Consider the following 16993-nt stretch of genomic DNA (forward strand, 5'->3'; position numbering starts at 1 on the left):
TTGCTGCAACAGGCCCCGCCCTTTTTGTATGTGCGTGGTCGCGTAACGGGGGCGAAGGCATGAGCGAAGAACGGATCGAGGCGCCGGTGAAGACCGGGGCGAAAGTCCAGGGTGCGAACTATCGCTACCTGGTCCTGGCGATGCTGATCCTCGCCTACACCTTCAACTTCCTGGACCGGCAGATCCTCGGCATCCTGGCCAAGCCGATCAAGGACGAGTTCGGCCTGACCGACGCCCAGTTCGGCCTGATGGGCGGCCTGGCGTTCGCCTTGCTCTATACGACCCTGGCCATTCCGATCGCCTGGCTGGCCGACCGCTTCAGCCGCGTCTGGATCATGACGGCCGCCCTGACGCTGTGGAGCGGCTTCACCGCCCTGTGCGGCATGGTCGGCAGTTTCAGCCACCTGTTCATGGCCCGGATGGGCGTGGGCATCGGCGAGGCGGGCGGCGTGGCCCCGGCCTATTCGCTGATCTCGGACTATTTCCCCAAGCACCAGCGGGCCCGCGCCCTGGCGGCCTACGCCTTCGGCATCCCGCTGGGCACCGCGGCCGGCACCCTGGTCGGCGGCCTGCTGGCCGTGCACTACGGCTGGCGGACGGCCTTCATCGTCGTCGGCCTGCTGGGCGTGCTGCTGGCCCCGATCTTCCGCCTGGTGATGCGCGACCCCGCGCGCGGCGGCGCCGATCGCGTCGCGGGCGCGCCGCCGGTCGCTCCGGCCCCGGCCGCGCCGCTGGGCGAGGTGGTTCGGCTGCTGGCCAGGAAGCCCAGCTTCTGGCTGCTGGCCCTGGGCGCGGCTTCGTCGTCGGTCTGCGGCTACGGCGTCGCGGCCTGGTTGCCGTCGTTCTTCATGCGCAGCCTGGGCCTGACCCTCAGCCAGACGGCCTGGTATTACTCCGGCATCGCCTTCCTGGGCGGTGTCGCGGGCATCTGGATGGGCGGGGTGATGGCCGATCGGCTGGGCGCGAAGTCCAAGGCCGGCTATCCGCTGACCCCGGCCGTGGCCTTCCTGATCTCGGTGCCCTGTTTCCTTCTGGCGATGAACAGCGGCTCGCTGGTCGGCGGCCTGGGTGGGCAGGCGTCACTGACCCTGGCCTTCGTGATCTTCCTGATCCCCACCGGTCTGAACCTGGCCTGGCTGGGACCGATCACGGCCGCCGTGCAGCACCTGGCCCCGGCCCCGATGCGGACGACGGCGTCGGCGCTCTTCCTGCTGATCAACAACCTCCTCGGCATCGCCGTCGGCATCTACTATTTCGGCAAGGTGTCGGACGTGCTGAAGCCGGTGTTCGGCGCGGAGTCGCTGCGCTGGGCGATCTATACCGGCATGGGCTTCTACCTGCTGGCGGCGCTGCTGTTCTTCCTGGCCTCGCGCCGGCTGGACCGCGACTGGGTGGACTGAGGAAAACCCTTGGCGGAAGGGGCTTGGCAAGGCCTTCCCACTGCCACGCTTCGGTCAAGATCGGGGATCATGAGCCGCGCGAAACGCGAGCGCCGCCATGACCCCCGAAGATCGTCATGTCTTCCACGACCCCACGGGCAAGCGTGAGCGGCGAGCGAGGCTGGCGCTCGGGATCGTCATCTCGATCATCGCCGCGATCGTGGCCGGCTTCGCCGCCACCCTGGCCTTCGCCCCGCGCCTGCCGGACGCGCCGCTGAAGGATCCGCATATCCTGACGTCGCTGCATCAGGAAACGCCGCGCAGGACCAGGGCGGTGAAGTCCTGGCGTCGCGTGCCCCGGCCCAAAACCGTCTCCGCCGACGCCGCCCAGCGTCCGCTGTCGGTCGGCTTCTACGTCTCGTGGGACGAGGACAGCCGCGAGTCTCTGCGCCGCAACATCGACAAGCTGGACGTGGTCTCGCCCCAATGGGTCGCGATCAACGGCGCCAAGGGCGACATCAGCCTCGTCGACGATCCCGAAGGCGTGGCCCGCATCGCCAGCGCGCCGAACAAGCCGGCCGTCTTGCCGCTGGTCCACAACTCGGCCAACGCCGCCTTCAACGGCCCCATGGCCGACGCCCTGCTGGTCGACCCAGCGGCGCGCGCCAAGCTGATCGCCAACCTTGTGACCCTGGCGACCCAGCGGGGCTATGGCGGCTACGTCTTCGACTTCGAGGCGCTGTCGGCCAAGGGCCTGGCCGCCTATCCGGCGTTCCTCGACGAGGCCCGCGCCGCCTTCAAGGGCGCCGGCCGCGAGGTCTGGGTCACCGCGCCGTTCGACGAGGAGGGCTGGCCGCTGAAGCGCCTGCAGCAGGCGTCCGACACCCTGGTCCTGATGGCCTACGACCAGCACTACGCCCTCGGCGACCCCGGCCCCAACGCCGGCCAGGACTGGTACGAGACCGAGCTGGAAAAACGCTTCGCCCATCTCGATCCGAATCACACGGTTCTGGCCCTGGGGGCCTACGGCTACGACTGGACGCTGAACAAGGACGGCTCTCGCGCATCAGGGGCCGCGTCCACCTTCCATGAGGCCATGCGCAACGCCCAGGACGCGGACGCGACGATCCGCATGGACGACGACGCCCTGAACCCGACCGTCAGCTACACCGACGACGCGGGCGACGACCATGCCGTCTGGTTCCTGGACGCGGTGACCCTGTTCAACGAGGTCAAGGTCTCCGATCCCTGGAAGCCGCGTGGCTACGGCCTGTGGCGGATGGGCATGGAGGATCCGGGCGTCTGGTCGTTGCTGGGCAAGCCGTACGGCCAGGTGTCGTCGACGGGGCTGACCGCGCTGCACAACGGCCAAGGCGTCGACTTCGACGGCGGCGGCGAGGTGCTGCGGGTGGCGCAATTGCCGACGCCCGGCAAACGCGGCCTGGAGTTCGATCCCGACACCGGCCTGATCTCCGGCGAGACCTACGATGTCATCCCCAGCAGCTATATCATCGAACGCTACGGTCAGAAGAGGGGCGTCGTGGCCCTGACTTTCGACGACGGTCCCGACGGCCGCTGGACGCCAAGGATCCTGGATATCCTCAAGCGGAAGCGGGCCCCGGCCACCTTCTTCGTGATCGGCCAGAACATGCAGCGTCGCCCCGACCTCGTGCAGCGCGAGGTCGACGAGGGGCACGATGTCGGCGGTCACAGCTGGACCCACCCCAACATCGCCGAGACGCCCCTGGCCCAGGTGCAGGTCGAGCTGAACGCGACGCAGCGTCTGTTCGAGGTGATCACCGGCCGCTCGATGCGCCTGTTCCGTCCGCCGTTCTTCGGCGACGCCGAGCCGTCGACGCCGCACGAGGTCGCTCCGCTCGTGATCGCCCAGACGCTTGGCTACATGACCGTCGGGCTGCGGATCGATCCAGACGACTGGCAGAAGCCCACGCCCCGACAGATCATCGACCGCACGCTCGACCGCCTCGACAATCCGGGGAGCAATCCCGGCCAAGTGGTGCTGCTGCACGACGCCGGCGGCGACCGCAGCCGCACGGTGGCCGCCTTGCCCGGCCTGATCGACGCCATCCGGGCGCGCGGCTATCGCCTGGTCACGGTCGGCGAACTGGCGGGGATGACGCCGCAGCAGGTCATGCCGGCGACCTCGCGCACCGGGCTGGACCTAGCCGTCGATCGCCTGGGCTTCGACTTCTTCCGCTGGACCCAGGCGGCGATGACCTGGCTGTTCGTGGCGGCGATCTTCCTGGGCGTGGCGCGGCTGGTGTTCCTGGCGAGCCTGGCTCTGGTCCATCGCTTCTGGACCCACGAGGAGCCCGCCGATCTCGACCCGGCGAGCGGTCCCTTGGTCAGCGTCCTGATCCCCTGTTTCAACGAGGAGAAGGTGATCGCCGCCTCCGTGGCGCGGATCCTGGAGTCGGACTGGACGAACCTCGAGGTCCTGGTCCTGGACGACGGCTCCAAGGACCGCACCGCCGACGAGGTCCGCGCGCATTTCGCGGATGATCCGCGCGTAACGCTGCTCAGCTTCGAGAACGGCGGCAAGGCGCGGGCCGTGAACCGGGGCCTGGCCGTGGCCAAGGGCGAGTTCGTCGTGGCCCTGGACGCCGACACCCTGTTCCCGCCCGAAACGATCGGCCGCCTGGCCCGCTGGTTCCAGGATCCAGACGTCGGCGCCGTGGCCGGCAACGCCATCGTCGGCAACCGCCTGAACATCGTCACCCGCTGGCAGGCCCTGGAATATGTCACCGCCCAGAACCTTGAGCGGCGAGCGCTATCGGCCCTGGGCGCGGTCACCGTGGTGCCCGGCGCTGTCGGGGCCTGGCGCAAGAGCGTGCTGGACGCCCTGGGCGGCTATCCGGCCGACACCCTGGCCGAGGACCAGGACCTGACCATCGCCTGCCAGCGCGCCGGCTGGAAAGTCGCCTTCGATCCCGAGGCCCGCGCCTATACCGAAGCGCCCGACACCGTGGGCGGCCTGCTGAAGCAGCGCTTCCGCTGGTCGTTCGGCACGCTGCAGTGCGTCTGGAAGCACCGCAGGGCGATGTTCAGCGCCAAGACCCCCGTGTTGGGCTTTGTGGCCCTGCCGCAGATCTGGCTGTTCCAGATCCTGCTCGCCGTCGCCGCGCCGCTGGTCGACCTGGCGGTGGTCTGGAGCCTGGTCGCCGGCCTCTACGGCGCTGTGGCCCATCCGGTGGAGTGGCGGCCCGACGACATGCTGCTGGGCCTGGCCTATTGGGCGGTGTTCATCGGCGTCGATCTGGCGGCCGGCGCCCTGGGGATGGCCCTGGAGAAGCGCGCGCCCTGGAGCGACCTGCCGTTCCTGCCGGTGCAGCGGTTCGGATATCGCCAGCTGATGTACTACGTCGTCGTGAAGTCCGTGGTCATGGCCATTCGCGGCGGGCGGGTCGGCTGGGGCAAGCTGGAGCGCCGCGCGACGGTCACCTCCAAGGGTTGAGATAACGCCGATCCGTGGCAAGCTCCGCCGCGACTCCTGTCGGGGAAGGACTCGCCATGAAATTCGTCGCCGTTGCTCTCGCGCTCGCCGCCGGCCTCGCGCTGGCTTTGCCGGCTGACGCCGCCGCGCCGATCACCCAGACCACCGAGAAGGTCAAGCTGACCGGCAAGAAGGGGCCGAGCCTGTTCAAGCCCGGCTACCAGCTGGCCGAGTACGAGGGCTATAGCAGTGTCCGCACGACCAAGAGCTCGGTCACCGGCATCTTCGAGAGCGAGAAGGCCAGCGTCGAGCTGACGGTCGGCCGTCCCGGCCTGGGGCCCATCGCGATCGCCTGCGGCGGCGGCCAGAGCCGGCTGGGCCTGGGCTGGATCACCTTCGATCGCGACAAGCTGCAATATGTCTGCACGATCTCGGGTCCCGGCGCGGGCGAGGATGCGAGCTTCGGCCTGGCCTGGGCGCGGGGGTCCAGTTTCCTGAAGAGCCTGCAGCAACCCCAGCGGGCCGGCGAGCTTCGCTTCGGCGACGTCAGCGTCCGCGTCCAGACCCAGCAGGTGGGAGGCATGCCCACCGCCGGGGGCGGCGCGGTCATCGGCTATGTCTTCAGCCGCGACGGCGTCGACATCGGCGCGGTGGACCTCAACCGCATGACCTCGATCGGCTTGGGGACCGCCTACCTGCCGACCAAGCCCGGCCCCGATCGCGACGCGGCCGCGGTGTTGGCGCTGATCCTGATGTTCTTCCAGGACCCGGGCCGACAACGCTGACATCCTGGAGCTTGGTCCTGACACCGGTGGCGCCATTTTTGGCATTCAGGGGTGTGACCGGTAACAATTCCGCAGGGTCAAAGGCTTCCCTTGCCGCGCCCGCCAAAATCCGTGGCGCGAGCGTCCTACCCGATAAGATAAGCGCGCAAGCCTTCACCTTATCGTCCGGACGCGGTTGCGCCTGCGAAATAGCGCTCCTATAACCCGGCCACATTTCAGAAAGCCGTCGTCGAGACCGGGCCCTCATGAACATCCACGAACATCAAGCCAAAGCCGTACTCGCCGAGTTCGGCGCTCCCGTGCCGCGCGGCTTCGCCGCCTTCACGCCCGATGAAGCCGCCGCCGCCGCCGAGAAGCTCGGCACGTCGGTCTTCGTCGTGAAGAGCCAGATCCACGCCGGTGGCCGTGGCAAGGGCAAGTTCGAGGGCCTGGGCCCCGACGCCAAGGGCGGCGTCCGCGTCGTCAAGTCGGTCGAAGAGGTCCGCCTCAACGCCGAGGAAATGCTCGGCCGCGTGCTGGTGACGCACCAGACCGGCCCCAAGGGCAAGCAGGTCAACCGCCTCTACATCGAAGAGGGCGCGGCGATCGCCAAGGAATTCTACCTGTCGCTTCTCGTTGACCGCGCCTCGAGCAAGGTCTCGGTGGTCGCTTCGACCGAAGGCGGCATGGACATCGAGGACGTCGCGCACTCGACGCCCGAGAAGATCCACACCTTCACCATCGACCCGGCGACCGGCGTGTGGCCGACCCACGCCCGCGCTCTGGCCAAGGCCCTCGGCCTGACCGGCGCCCTGGCCAAGGAAGCCGCCTCGCTGCTGAACCAGCTCTATACGGCGTTCATGGCCAAGGACATGGCCATGCTGGAGATCAACCCGCTGATCGTGACGGCGGATGATCACCTGAAGGTCCTGGACGCCAAGCTGTCGTTCGACGGCAACTCGCTGTTCCGCCACGCCGACATCAAGGCGCTGCGCGACGAGACCGAAGAAGACCCCAAGGAAATCGAAGCCTCGAAGTACGACCTGGCCTACATCGCCCTCGACGGCGAAATCGGCTGCATGGTCAACGGCGCGGGCCTGGCCATGGCCACCATGGACATCATCAAGCTGTACGGCGCCGAGCCGGCCAACTTCCTGGATGTCGGCGGCGGCGCCTCGAAGGAGAAGGTCACCGCGGCCTTCAAGATCATCACCGCCGATCCGGCCGTGAAGGGCATCTTGGTCAACATCTTCGGCGGCATCATGCGCTGCGACATCATCGCGGAAGGCGTCATCGCCGCCGTGAAGGAAGTGGGGCTGCAGGTCCCGCTGGTCGTTCGCCTGGAAGGCACCAACGTCGAACTCGGCAAGAAAATCATCTCGGAAAGCGGCCTGAACGTCATCGCCGCCAACGATCTGTCTGACGGCGCCGAGAAGATCGTCGCCGCTGTGAAGGGCGCCCGCTAAATGTCGGTTCTGATCGGTTCCCACACCAAGGTCATCTGCCAGGGCATCACCGGCGCCCAGGGCACGTTCCACTCCGAACAAGCCATCGCCTACGGCACCAAGATGGTCGGCGGCGTCACGCCCGGTAAGGGCGGCCAGACCCACATCGGCCTGCCGGTGTTCGACACCGTCGCCGAAGCCAAGGACCGCACCGGCGCTGACGCCTCGGTGATCTACGTCCCGCCGCCCTTCGCGGCCGACTCGATCCTGGAAGCCATCGACGCCGAGATCCCGCTGATCATCTGCATCACCGAGGGCATCCCGGTGCTGGACATGGTCAAGGTCAAGAAGGCCCTGCAAGGTTCGCGTTCGCGCCTGATCGGCCCGAACTGCCCGGGCGTCCTGACGCCCAACCAGTGCAAGATCGGCATCATGCCGGGCGGCATCTTCTCGGAAGGCTCGGTCGGCGTCGTGTCGCGTTCGGGCACCCTGACCTACGAAGCCGTGTTCCAGACGACCAACGCCGGTCTCGGCCAGACCACGGCCGTCGGCATCGGCGGCGACCCGGTCAAGGGCACCGAGTTCATCGACGTGCTGGAACTGTTCCTGGCCGACGAAGCCACCAAGTCGATCGTCATGATCGGTGAAATCGGCGGCGCGGCCGAAGAAGAAGCCGCTCAGTTCATCAAGGACGAAGCCAAGCGCGGCCGCAGCAAGCCCATGGTCGGCTTCATCGCCGGCCGCACGGCTCCTCCCGGCCGTCACATGGGCCACGCCGGCGCGATCGTGTCGGGCGGCAAGGGCGGCGCCGAGGACAAGATCGCGGCGATGGAAGAGGCGGGCATCCGCGTCTCGCCGTCGCCGGCCAAGCTGGGCGAAACCCTGCTTGAGGTCCTGAAGGGCTAACTAGACACCGAAACCCCGCCCCGCGCGGGGCCCAGGTTTTTTGCGACCGCCAGTCGACGATCCGAAAAAATCACCTGGGCCCCGTCAAGCGACGGGCGCCTGGGTGATTGAGAGACTATATTTACGGGCTTGCGGTAGCGCTGCCCCGTAAGCAGCGGATCTAAGGCGAAGAACGATGGCGGACGACGCAGGCATCATCAACCAGGTCTTGACCGAGACCAGCTTCCTCTACGGCGCCAACGCGGCCTTCGTGGAAGACCTCTACGCCCAGTGGGCGGAGAACCCTGGATCGGTCGATCCCTCGTGGAATGCCTTCTTCGCCAGCCTGCAGGAGCAGGCCGACAACGTTAAGCGCGCTGCCCAGGATCCGGCCTGGACCCCCAGGAAGGTGCCGTCGGTTCGCCCCGACTGGCTGTCGGCCCTGGACGGCCAGTGGGCCAGCGTCGCCCCGGCTGTCGAGGCCAAGGTCGCCAAGGCCATCGAGGGCAAGGCTCCCGGCTCCTCCGCCGAAGCGGTCCGGGCCGCCACGCTGGACAGCCTGCGCGCCATCATGATGATCCGGGCCTACCGGATGCGCGGCCACCTCGCCGCCAACCTCGACCCGCTGGGTCTGGAACCGCCGAAGCCGGCCCCGGAACTGGATCCGGCCACCTACGGCTTCGCCGAGGCCGATTACGACCGTCCGATCTTCCTCGACTTCGTGCTGGGTCTCGAGACCGCCTCGATCCGCGAGATCCTGTCGATCGTCCGCCGCACCTACTGCGACAACGTCGGCATCCAGTACATGCACATCTCCGACCCGGCCGAGAAGGCCTGGCTGCAGGAGCGCATCGAGGGTCGCGACAAGGAGATCGTCTTCTCCAAGGAGGGCAAGGTCGCCATCCTGAAGAAGCTGATCGAGGCCGAGGGCTTCGAGCGCTTCCTGCACAAGCGCTTCCCCGGCACCAAGCGCTTCGGCCTCGACGGCGGCGAAGCCATGGTCCCGGCCATGGAGCAGATCATCAAGCGCGGCGGCGCGCTGGGCGTGAAGGACATCGTCCTGGGCATGCCGCACCGTGGCCGCCTGAACGTGCTGGCCGCCGTGATGGGCAAGCCCTATCACGTGATCTTCCACGAGTTCCAAGGCGGCTCGTCGGTCCCCTCGGACATCGAGGGCTCGGGCGATGTCAAATATCACATGGGCGCCTCGTCGGACCGTGAGTTCGACGACAACAAGGTCCACCTGTCGCTCACCGCCAACCCGTCGCACCTGGAAATCGTCAACCCGGTCGTGATCGGCAAGGCCCGCGCCAAGCAGGCCTTCATGCTGCGCGACCAGCCGGACGCCGGCCGCGGCCATGTGCTGCCGCTGCTGCTGCACGGCGACGCGGCCTTCGCCGGCCAGGGCGTGGTGGCCGAGTGCTTCACCCTGTCGGGCCTGAAGGGCTACCGCACGGGCGGCACCATCCACTTCATCGTCAACAACCAGATCGGCTTCACCACCAGCCCGCGCTACTCGCGCTCGTCGCCGTATCCCAGCGACATGGCCCTGATGGTCGAGGCCCCGATCTTCCACGTGAACGGCGACGACCCCGAAGCCGTGGTCTTCGCGGCCAAGGTCGCGACCGAATATCGCCAGATGTTCGGCAAGGACGTGGTCATCGACATGGTCTGCTACCGTCGCTTCGGTCACAACGAAGGCGACGACCCGACCATGACGTCGCCGTTGATGTACGCGAAGATCAAGGGTCACCCCCCGACCCGCGAACTCTATTCGAACCGCCTGATCAGCCAGGGTGTGATCACCCAGGCCGAATCCGACGGCTGGGTCAGCGAGTTCGAGGCCTTCCTCGACAGCGAGTTCGACGCCGGCAAGAGCTACAAGGCCAACAAGGCCGACTGGCTGGATGGCAAGTGGGCCGGCCTGGCCCTGCCGGGCGACGAGGACCGTCGCGGCAAGACCGCCTATCCCAAGACCCGCCTGCTGGAGATCGGCCGCCAGATCACCACGATCCCGGACCGCATCAACGCCCACAAGACCGTCCGCCGCGCGATCGAGAACCGCCGCGACGCGATCGAGAAGGGCGAGGGCATCGACTGGGGCACCGCCGAGCACCTGGCCTTCGGCACCCTGCTCGACGAGGGCTTCCCGGTCCGCCTGTCGGGCCAGGACTCGGTGCGCGGCACCTTCACCCAGCGCCACTCGGACGTCATCGACCAGACGACCGAGGAGCACTACACGCCGCTGAACAACATCCGCGCCGGCCAGGCCCACTACGAAGTGATCGACTCGGCCCTGTCGGAAGAGGCGGTCCTGGGCTTCGAATACGGCTTCTCGCTGGCCGACCCGAACACCCTGACCCTGTGGGAAGGCCAGTTCGGCGACTTCGTGAACGGCGCCCAGGTGGTCATCGACCAGTTCATCAGCTCGGGCGAGCGCAAGTGGCTGCGGATGAGCGGCCTCGTCATGCTGCTGCCGCACGGCTACGAAGGCCAGGGCCCCGAGCACAGCTCGGCGCGCCTGGAGCGCTTCCTGCAGTCGTGCGCCGAGGACAACATGCAGGTCATCAACTGCACGACGCCGGCCAACTACTTCCACGCCCTGCGTCGCCAGATGAACCGCGAGTTCCGCAAGCCGCTGATCGTGATGGCCCCCAAGAGCCTGCTGCGCCACAAGCGCGCCGTCTCGAACCTCTCCGACTTCACCGAAGGCTCGACCTTCCACCGCGTGATGGTGGACGGCGCCGAGGCCGGCTGCGACGTCGGCGGGATCACGCTGAAGAGCGACGATCAGATCAAGCGCGTCATCGTCTGCTCGGGCAAGGTCTACTTCGACCTGGTCGACCAGCGCGCCAAGCTGGGCCGCGACGACGTCTATCTGCTGCGTCTGGAGCAGTTCTATCCGTGGCCGATGAAGTCGCTGATGCAGGTGCTGGGTCGCTTCAAGAACGCCGACCTGATCTGGTGTCAGGAAGAGCCCAAGAACATGGGCGGCTGGACCTTCGTCGATCCGTGGATCGAGCTGACGCTCGACAAGCTGGACGTGAAGGCCAAGCGCGCCAAGTACGTGGGTCGTCCCGCCTCGGCCTCGACGGCCGCCGGCTTGATGAGCCGCCACCTGAAAGAGCTCGAGACCTTCCTCAACGAGGCCTTCGCGTAAGCGTCGCGCCTTCGATCTAATCCCGCCGGACCAAACAAGAGACATCGGAAAGCCCCATGGCCGACATCATGACCCCCGCCCTCGGCGAATCCGTCACGGAAGCGACGGTCGCTCGCTGGACCAAGAAGGCCGGGGAGGCCGTGAAGAAGGACGAGATCCTCGTCGAGCTGGAAACCGACAAGGTCAGCCTCGAAGTGGCCTCGCCCGCCGACGGCGTGCTCTCGGCCATCGGCGCCGAGGAAGGCGCGACGGTCGTTCCGGGTACGGTCCTGGGCGTGGTGACCGAAGGCGCGACCGCCTCGGCCGCTCCGGCCGCCGCCGCGCCTAAGGCTGCTGCTCCGGCCCCCGCGCCGACCCCGACCCCGGCTCCGGCGCCTGCCGCCGCTCCTGTGGCGACTTCGGCCGCCGCCCCGGTCAGCCCGGCTCCGGCCCGTATCGCCGCCGAGAACAACCTCGACCTGTCGAAGGTCGCGGGCTCGGGCAAGGACGGCCGCGTGACCAAGGGCGACGCCCTCGCCGCCCTGGAAGCCCGCGCCGCTGCTCCGGCTCCCGCCGCCGCCCCGTCGGCTCCGCGCGCCCTGCACGAGCGCGAGGAACGCGTGAAGATGACGCGCCTGCGTCAGACGATCGCCCGTCGCCTGAAGGAAGCCCAGAACACCGCCGCCATGCTGACCACCTTCAACGAGGTCGACATGACCGCGGTGATGGCGCTGCGCGGCCAGTACAAGGACGTCTTCGAAAAGCGCCACGGCGTGAAGCTGGGCTTCATGTCCTTCTTCACCAAGGCCGTCGTCGCCGCCCTGAAGTCGGTTCCGGACGTCAATGCCGAGATCGACGGCACGGACATCGTCTACAAGAACCACTACGACATCGGCGTCGCCGTCGGCACCGACAAGGGTCTGGTGGTTCCGGTCGTCCGTGACGCCGACGCGCTGAACCTGGCCGAGATCGAAAAGGCCATCGGCGCTCTGGGCAAGAAGGCCCGCGACGGCCAGCTGTCCATCGAGGACATGCAAGGCGGCACCTTCACGATCACCAACGGCGGCATCTACGGTTCGCTGATGTCGACGCCGATCCTCAACGCGCCGCAGTCGGGCATCCTGGGCATGCACGCCATCAAGGAACGTCCGATGGTCGTGGGCGGCAAGATCGAGATCCGCCCGATGATGTACCTTGCCCTGTCCTACGACCACCGCGTGGTCGACGGCGCCGGCGCCGTGACCTTCCTGGTCAAGGTCAAGGAAGCCCTGGAAGATCCGCAGCGCCTGCTGCTGGACCTCTAAGACCTTCGAGAAGCCCGCCTCACCCGGCGGCTTCCCTGCTTCCTCGGCCCCGTGCGTTCCGCGCCGGGGCCGTTTGCTTTTCTGGAGTTCGCGCGCGATGGCCAAGGACACCCTCTATCTGCTGGAGGCCGGCTTCCAGGACATGGACAAGCCCTGGGTCTGTCCCGACTGCGCGATGATGGAAGGCTACCTGGCCTACTACCCGCACCTGCGCGAGCTTCTGGACATCGTCTATGTCGGCTACGCCCGGCCGCGCGCGGGCCTGTTCGAGCGCCTGGGCGAGGCGCATCAGAACGCCCCGACCCTGATCCTGGCGCAGCCCGCGCCGGACGCGGGTCCGCACGGCGAGATTCAGTCGGCCAATGGCTTGAGCTTCCTGTCCGACGCCCGCCCGATCACCCGCTACCTCGCCGACAAGCACGGCACGCCGGGGCCGCATCCGTAGCTAGCGGCTGGCCTTCAGCACCGCGTCGCCAAGAGCGGCGTAGTCGCGATTGAAGTGGTGGTCGCCGGGCAGGCGGATCTTGGTCGCCTCGGTGTCGGGCAGGGTGGGGCAGATGTCGGCCCGTTCCTGGTCGCCATAGACGCAGGTGATCCTCACGCCCTTTAGCGCGTCGATGGTCGGGCGGACCGGGAAGGAGTCACGACTGGCCAGGTTCAGCCAGCTGGCGGGATGGAACTGCAGGTCGCCTCGAGGACCGGCTCCGATCAACACCAGGCGGCTGACCTGGCCGCGCAGATCCTCAGGCAGGCGTGGGATGATGGCCGGCAAGGCGTCGGCGCCGAACGAATAGCCGATCAGCACCACTTTGCGCCGACCCCACTGGGCCTCGTAGTCGCGCAGCGCGGCGGCCAGATCGCGGGCGGCCCCATCGGGCGAGCGCCTGGTGCGGAAATAGGTCAGGGAATCGAAGCCGACCGTCGGAACCCCGTTGTCCGCCAGATGTCGGGCCACGTTCTGGTCGATGGCGCGCCAGCCGCCGTCGCCCGAATAGAACACCGCCAGGGTGTCGCCGGCCTTGTGGCTGGCGATCGGGATCACGGTCTTGGCGGGCGCGGACCAAGCGGCGGCTCCGGCCAAGGCCAGGATCAAGAGGGCGGCGGCGAGGCGGACGCGCGGGGTCATGCCGACATCAAGCGCCCAGGACATGGCCGTCTCGGGGCCGGCTCTTGTCGCGCTTGTGACCTAGTTCGGACGCGGCCCCGGCCAGACGGTGCGGAAGGCCTTCAGCGCCGCTGGATGATAGACCGTGCTGTGATGCTCCTGATGCATCGGGTCGTAGACCAAGGTGAGGCCGGCCGGCCTGGCCGCTTCGATCGCCGCCACGACCTTGTCAACGCCCTCCTGCATGGTCGTCCCCTCGTCGCCGATCGTCAGATACAGCTTGCGAGGGCCCGTCGCCGGCCAGGTCGCCAGGTCCGCCGCCGCGCCGCGCGCCAGGGCCTGGTCGCTCCACCACAGGCTGGGGCTGGCGGCGATATAGGCGTCGAACAGGGTCGGTTGCTTCAGCAGGGTCTCGACCACGAACAGGCCGGCCAGGCTCTCGCCGATGATCGCGCTCTCGCCGCTGGTCCGATAGCGGGCCGCGACCCAGGGCTTCAGTTCGTCGGCCAGGAAGCGGCGATAGGCGGCCGAGCCGCCGGTGGTCGGGAAGTCGGCCTTCTCCTTGGCCACCGAGGTCGGATGGGTCAGGTCGTGGCGGCGATCGATGCCCTCGATTCCGACGACGATCATCTCGCGATAGGTCCAGGACAGCTCGCCCAGTTGCGCCAGGCCCGCGATGTGCGGGAAGTCCTCCTTCTCGCCGCCGTCCATCAGGTAGAGCACCGGATAGGTCTTGCCCGAGGCCGCGTAGCCGGCCGGCAGGTGGACATTGATCCGCCGGGTCTGGGCGAGGATCTTCGATTCCAGGGTCAGGGACTGGCCGATGACGATCGGCGTCCCCTCCAGACTCTCGGTGTGCGCGGGCGCGGCGGCCAGGCAAAGGACAGCGAGGGCCAGGGCGGCGGATTTCAGGACCATGCGAAGCTCTCTCCGATGAGCTGGAAAGACTAGGCCGCGTCGCGCGTCATGGGAAAGAGGCGCGGGTTTAGAGAAACTGCTCATTCTCCTTGATTTTCAAAGGCGCGAACGTCGAAAGCGGGTTCCGTTTTCGCCCTGTTGCCTCTAAGGAACACGCGCCTCCAGAGGTCTGACAATAGGGCCGGCGAGGCCCCATATTTTGTCCGGCGCCGCTTTCGGCGCGTCCTGAAGGCGAAAGACCCATGGCTCAGTACGACGTCGTCATCATCGGTGGCGGTCCCGGTGGCTACAACGCCGCCATCCGCGCCGGTCAGCTGGGTCTGAAGACCGCGATCGTCGAAGGCCGCGGCAAGCTGGGCGGCACCTGCCTGAACGTCGGCTGCATGCCCTCGAAGGCGCTTCTGCACGCTTCGGAATATTACGAAGCGGCGGCCGGCGGCGAGTTCGCCAAGCTGGGCATCGAGGTCAAGCCGAAGCTGAACCTGCCCCAGATGATGGCCCAGAAGGCCGAGAGCGTCGAAGCCCTGACCAAGGGCGTCGAGTTCCTGATGAAGAAGAACAAGGTCGACTACGTGAAGGGCTGGGGCCGCATCGACGGCGCCGGTAAGGTCGTGGTCAAGGCCGAGGACGGTTCGGAAACCGTGCTCGAGACCAAGAACATCGTCATCGCCACTGGCTCGGAGCCGACCCCGCTGCCGGGCGTGACGATCGACAACAGCCGCATCATCGACTCGACCGGCGCCCTGTCGCTGCCGGAAGTGCCCAAGAGCCTGGTCGTCGTCGGCGCCGGCGTCATCGGCCTGGAGCTGGGCTCGGTGTGGAAGCGCCTGGGCGCCGAAGTCACCGTCGTCGAGTTCCTGGACCGCATCCTGCCGGGCACCGACCTGGAAGTGGCCAACGCCTTCCAGAAGATCCTGACCAAGCAGGGCTTCAAGTTCCAGCTGGGCGCCAAGGTCACCGGCGCCGAGGCCTCGGCCAAGGGCGTCAAGCTGACCCACGAGCCGGTCGCGGGCGGCGCGGCCACGACGATCGAGGCCGACTACGTGCTGGTCGCCATCGGCCGTCGCCCCTTCACCCAAGGCCTGGGCCTGGAGAGCGTCGGCATCACGCCGGACAAGCGCGGCGTCATCGCCAACGATCACTACAAGACCGGCGTCGATGGCGTCTGGGTCATCGGTGACGTGACCTCGGGTCCGATGCTGGCCCACAAGGCCGAGGACGAGGCCGTGGCCTGCATTGAACTGATCGCGGGCAAGGCCGGCCACATGAACTACGACATCATTCCGGGCGTCATCTACACCAAGCCGGAAGTCGCCACGGTCGGTAAGACCGAGGAAGATCTGAAGGCCGCTGGTATCGCCTACAAGGTCGGCAAGTTCCCGTTCCTGGCCAACAGCCGCGCCAAGATCAACCACGAGGGCGACGGCTTCGTGAAGATCCTGGCCGACGCCAAGACCGACCGCATCCTGGGCGCCCACGCCGTGGGTCCGAACGTCGGCGACATGATCGCCGAGGTCTGCGTGGCCATGGAGTTCGGCGGCGCCTCGGAAGACATCGCCCGCACCTGCCACCCGCACCCGACCCGCTCGGAAGCCATCCGCCAGGCGGCCATGGGCGTCGAAGGCTGGACGATGCAAGCGTAAAGCTCGTCGGACAGGTCCTTCCTGTCCGATAGTTAATGTTGGCGTCCGGTCAATCGGACGTAGAGTGGCGGGGTTCCTCTGGAGCCCCGCCATGCTTTTGTCCGCGCTGACCCTCGTCGCCCTGCTGCAAGCCGCGTCTGCTGCACCCCCCGCGCCTGTCGGCCAGAAGGGCTACCTGCTGCAGCAGGAGCCGTTCGATCTGAGCAAGCCGCTGGAGAAGAAGGGCGGTCCCTTCGTTGCGCCCTCGCGTCGTTACACGCCGGAAGAGGCGCGCACCCTGGGCTCGGTGGGCAATCTGCGGATACAGCCGCCCAAGAAGTTCAAGCCGCCTCAGGCGCGCAAGAAGCAGTTCGCTCTGGGTCCTACCCCCTGCAAGACGATCAAGCCGGAGCATGTCGCCAATACCGACGGGCTGATGCGTCAGCCGCTGTCGAAGATGCCGATGGCGCGCACCGAGTACGCCGTGGCTCGGACGGTCGACGGCTGCCCCGTGGCCGTGCTGGTCGCTTCCAACGGTCCGGTTCGCTAGAGCCAGATTTCCTCTAGGCGCTATCCAATCCGCTGCCTTCCTGGGCCTTGTGCCCAGGACCCATGTTCGAGGCAGGTGCGGACATATCGGCTTCGCGCAGCCGAAAGACCATGAACTCGGCCCCTATTCCCTCGCATCTGAACCATGGGTCCTGGGCACAAGGCCCAGGAAGGGGGGATTGTGGGTTCGGTTGAAGGTCGACCCGCTAGGCCTTTCGCCGAGAGACGCTTCTACGCGGGCTGTCCTGAGTTGCGGCCTTCTTCACCGGCGGCCGCAGGGTCGTGACCGCTAGGGCCACGGTCGCCGCGCCGAGCACGCCCAGGGTCAGCCAATCCACCACTGTCGAGCCGAGCGACAGCGTCGTGCGGGAAGAGGCGGCGAGGGCTTTGGCGAGGCGGGGCACGGCTGGCATCCGTTGATAGCTATGG

At 67.5% G+C, this 16993-nt stretch carries 13 protein-coding genes; 10 read left to right on the forward strand and 3 right to left on the reverse strand.

From position 1 onward, the window contains the following. The first annotated feature begins 59 nt into the window (after window positions 1-59). The 8 genes from AC1RRV_RS00910 to AC1RRV_RS00945 all read left to right on the forward strand — a co-directional run bounded on the left by AC1RRV_RS00910 (window position 60) and on the right by AC1RRV_RS00945 (window position 12815). A complete protein-coding gene (locus AC1RRV_RS00910; RefSeq protein ID WP_492857699.1) occupies window positions 60-1400 on the forward strand; it encodes a spinster family MFS transporter in 1341 nt (446 codons plus the stop codon). A gap of 97 nt (window positions 1401-1497) precedes the next feature. Continuing rightward, on the forward strand, window positions 1498-4854 hold the full coding sequence (locus AC1RRV_RS00915) for a glycosyltransferase (RefSeq protein WP_492857700.1): 3357 nt from the start codon (window positions 1498-1500) through the stop codon (window positions 4852-4854). Between the two features lie 56 nt (window positions 4855-4910). Next, window positions 4911-5618, forward strand: coding sequence for a hypothetical protein (locus AC1RRV_RS00920; RefSeq protein ID WP_492857701.1), 708 nt, complete (start codon window positions 4911-4913; stop codon window positions 5616-5618). A gap of 245 nt (window positions 5619-5863) precedes the next feature. Further along, complete coding sequence (gene sucC, locus AC1RRV_RS00925; RefSeq protein ID WP_492857702.1) at window positions 5864-7063, forward strand: ADP-forming succinate--CoA ligase subunit beta; 1200 nt, start codon at window positions 5864-5866, stop codon at window positions 7061-7063. Further along, window positions 7064-7948, forward strand: a complete 885-nt coding sequence (sucD, locus tag AC1RRV_RS00930) for a succinate--CoA ligase subunit alpha (RefSeq protein ID WP_492857703.1) — start codon at window positions 7064-7066, stop codon at window positions 7946-7948. A 175-nt stretch (window positions 7949-8123) separates the two neighbouring features. Beyond that, window positions 8124-11087 carry a 2-oxoglutarate dehydrogenase E1 component gene (locus AC1RRV_RS00935; protein WP_492857704.1) on the forward strand — a complete coding sequence of 988 codons (2964 nt, stop codon included), beginning with the start codon at window positions 8124-8126 and terminating at the stop codon, window positions 11085-11087. A gap of 56 nt (window positions 11088-11143) precedes the next feature. Further along, window positions 11144-12370 carry a 2-oxoglutarate dehydrogenase complex dihydrolipoyllysine-residue succinyltransferase gene (gene odhB, locus AC1RRV_RS00940; RefSeq protein ID WP_492857705.1) on the forward strand — a complete coding sequence of 409 codons (1227 nt, stop codon included), beginning with the start codon at window positions 11144-11146 and terminating at the stop codon, window positions 12368-12370. 97 nt (window positions 12371-12467) lie between these two features. Next, window positions 12468-12815, forward strand: coding sequence for a DUF3088 family protein (locus tag AC1RRV_RS00945; protein WP_492857706.1), 348 nt, complete (start codon window positions 12468-12470; stop codon window positions 12813-12815). Here AC1RRV_RS00945 and AC1RRV_RS00950 read toward each other — a convergent pair whose 3' ends face one another. Both AC1RRV_RS00950 and AC1RRV_RS00955 read right to left on the reverse strand, forming a co-directional pair. Next, window positions 12816-13520 carry an AcvB/VirJ family lysyl-phosphatidylglycerol hydrolase gene (locus AC1RRV_RS00950; protein WP_492857707.1) on the reverse strand — a complete coding sequence of 235 codons (705 nt, stop codon included), beginning with the start codon at window positions 13518-13520 and terminating at the stop codon, window positions 12816-12818. Window positions 13521-13556: 36 nt separating this feature from the next. After that, window positions 13557-14393: an alpha/beta hydrolase gene (locus tag AC1RRV_RS00955; RefSeq protein ID WP_492857708.1), complete on the reverse strand. Its 837-nt coding sequence runs from the start codon at window positions 14391-14393 to the stop codon at window positions 13557-13559. 242 nt (window positions 14394-14635) lie between these two features. Here AC1RRV_RS00955 and lpdA point away from each other — a divergent pair, with 242 nt between their 5' ends. Beyond that, window positions 14636-16036 (forward strand): dihydrolipoyl dehydrogenase, encoded by a 1401-nt coding sequence (lpdA, locus tag AC1RRV_RS00960; protein ID WP_492857709.1) that lies wholly within the window; start codon window positions 14636-14638, stop codon window positions 16034-16036. 91 nt (window positions 16037-16127) lie between these two features. Continuing rightward, window positions 16128-16565 (forward strand): hypothetical protein, encoded by a 438-nt coding sequence (locus tag AC1RRV_RS00965; RefSeq protein ID WP_492857710.1) that lies wholly within the window; start codon window positions 16128-16130, stop codon window positions 16563-16565. 205 nt (window positions 16566-16770) lie between these two features. Here the strand turns inward: AC1RRV_RS00965 and AC1RRV_RS00970 are convergent, their stop codons facing one another. Then, the gene (locus tag AC1RRV_RS00970) at window positions 16771-16968 is read right to left on the reverse strand and encodes a hypothetical protein (RefSeq protein WP_492857711.1); all 198 of its coding nucleotides are present in this window, start codon (window positions 16966-16968) and stop codon (window positions 16771-16773) included. Window positions 16969-16993: the final 25 nt, after the last annotated feature.

This window comes from Caulobacter sp. GW821-FHT11E10 (assembly GCF_058808375.1).

Coding starts and splice junctions, on each gene's coding strand:
- AC1RRV_RS00955 (WP_492857708.1), bottom strand. CDS start 14,393: ATGGTCCTGAAATCCGCCGCCCTGGCCCTCGCTGTCCTTTGCCTGGCC.
- lpdA (WP_492857709.1), top strand. CDS start 14,636: ATGGCTCAGTACGACGTCGTCATCATCGGTGGCGGTCCCGGTGGCTAC.
- AC1RRV_RS00920 (WP_492857701.1), top strand. CDS start 4,911: ATGAAATTCGTCGCCGTTGCTCTCGCGCTCGCCGCCGGCCTCGCGCTG.
- AC1RRV_RS00945 (WP_492857706.1), top strand. CDS start 12,468: ATGGCCAAGGACACCCTCTATCTGCTGGAGGCCGGCTTCCAGGACATG.
- AC1RRV_RS00950 (WP_492857707.1), bottom strand. CDS start 13,520: ATGTCCTGGGCGCTTGATGTCGGCATGACCCCGCGCGTCCGCCTCGCC.
- sucD (WP_492857703.1), top strand. CDS start 7,064: ATGTCGGTTCTGATCGGTTCCCACACCAAGGTCATCTGCCAGGGCATC.
- AC1RRV_RS00965 (WP_492857710.1), top strand. CDS start 16,128: ATGCTTTTGTCCGCGCTGACCCTCGTCGCCCTGCTGCAAGCCGCGTCT.
- AC1RRV_RS00935 (WP_492857704.1), top strand. CDS start 8,124: ATGGCGGACGACGCAGGCATCATCAACCAGGTCTTGACCGAGACCAGC.
- AC1RRV_RS00915 (WP_492857700.1), top strand. CDS start 1,498: ATGACCCCCGAAGATCGTCATGTCTTCCACGACCCCACGGGCAAGCGT.
- sucC (WP_492857702.1), top strand. CDS start 5,864: ATGAACATCCACGAACATCAAGCCAAAGCCGTACTCGCCGAGTTCGGC.
- AC1RRV_RS00910 (WP_492857699.1), top strand. CDS start 60: ATGAGCGAAGAACGGATCGAGGCGCCGGTGAAGACCGGGGCGAAAGTC.
- odhB (WP_492857705.1), top strand. CDS start 11,144: ATGGCCGACATCATGACCCCCGCCCTCGGCGAATCCGTCACGGAAGCG.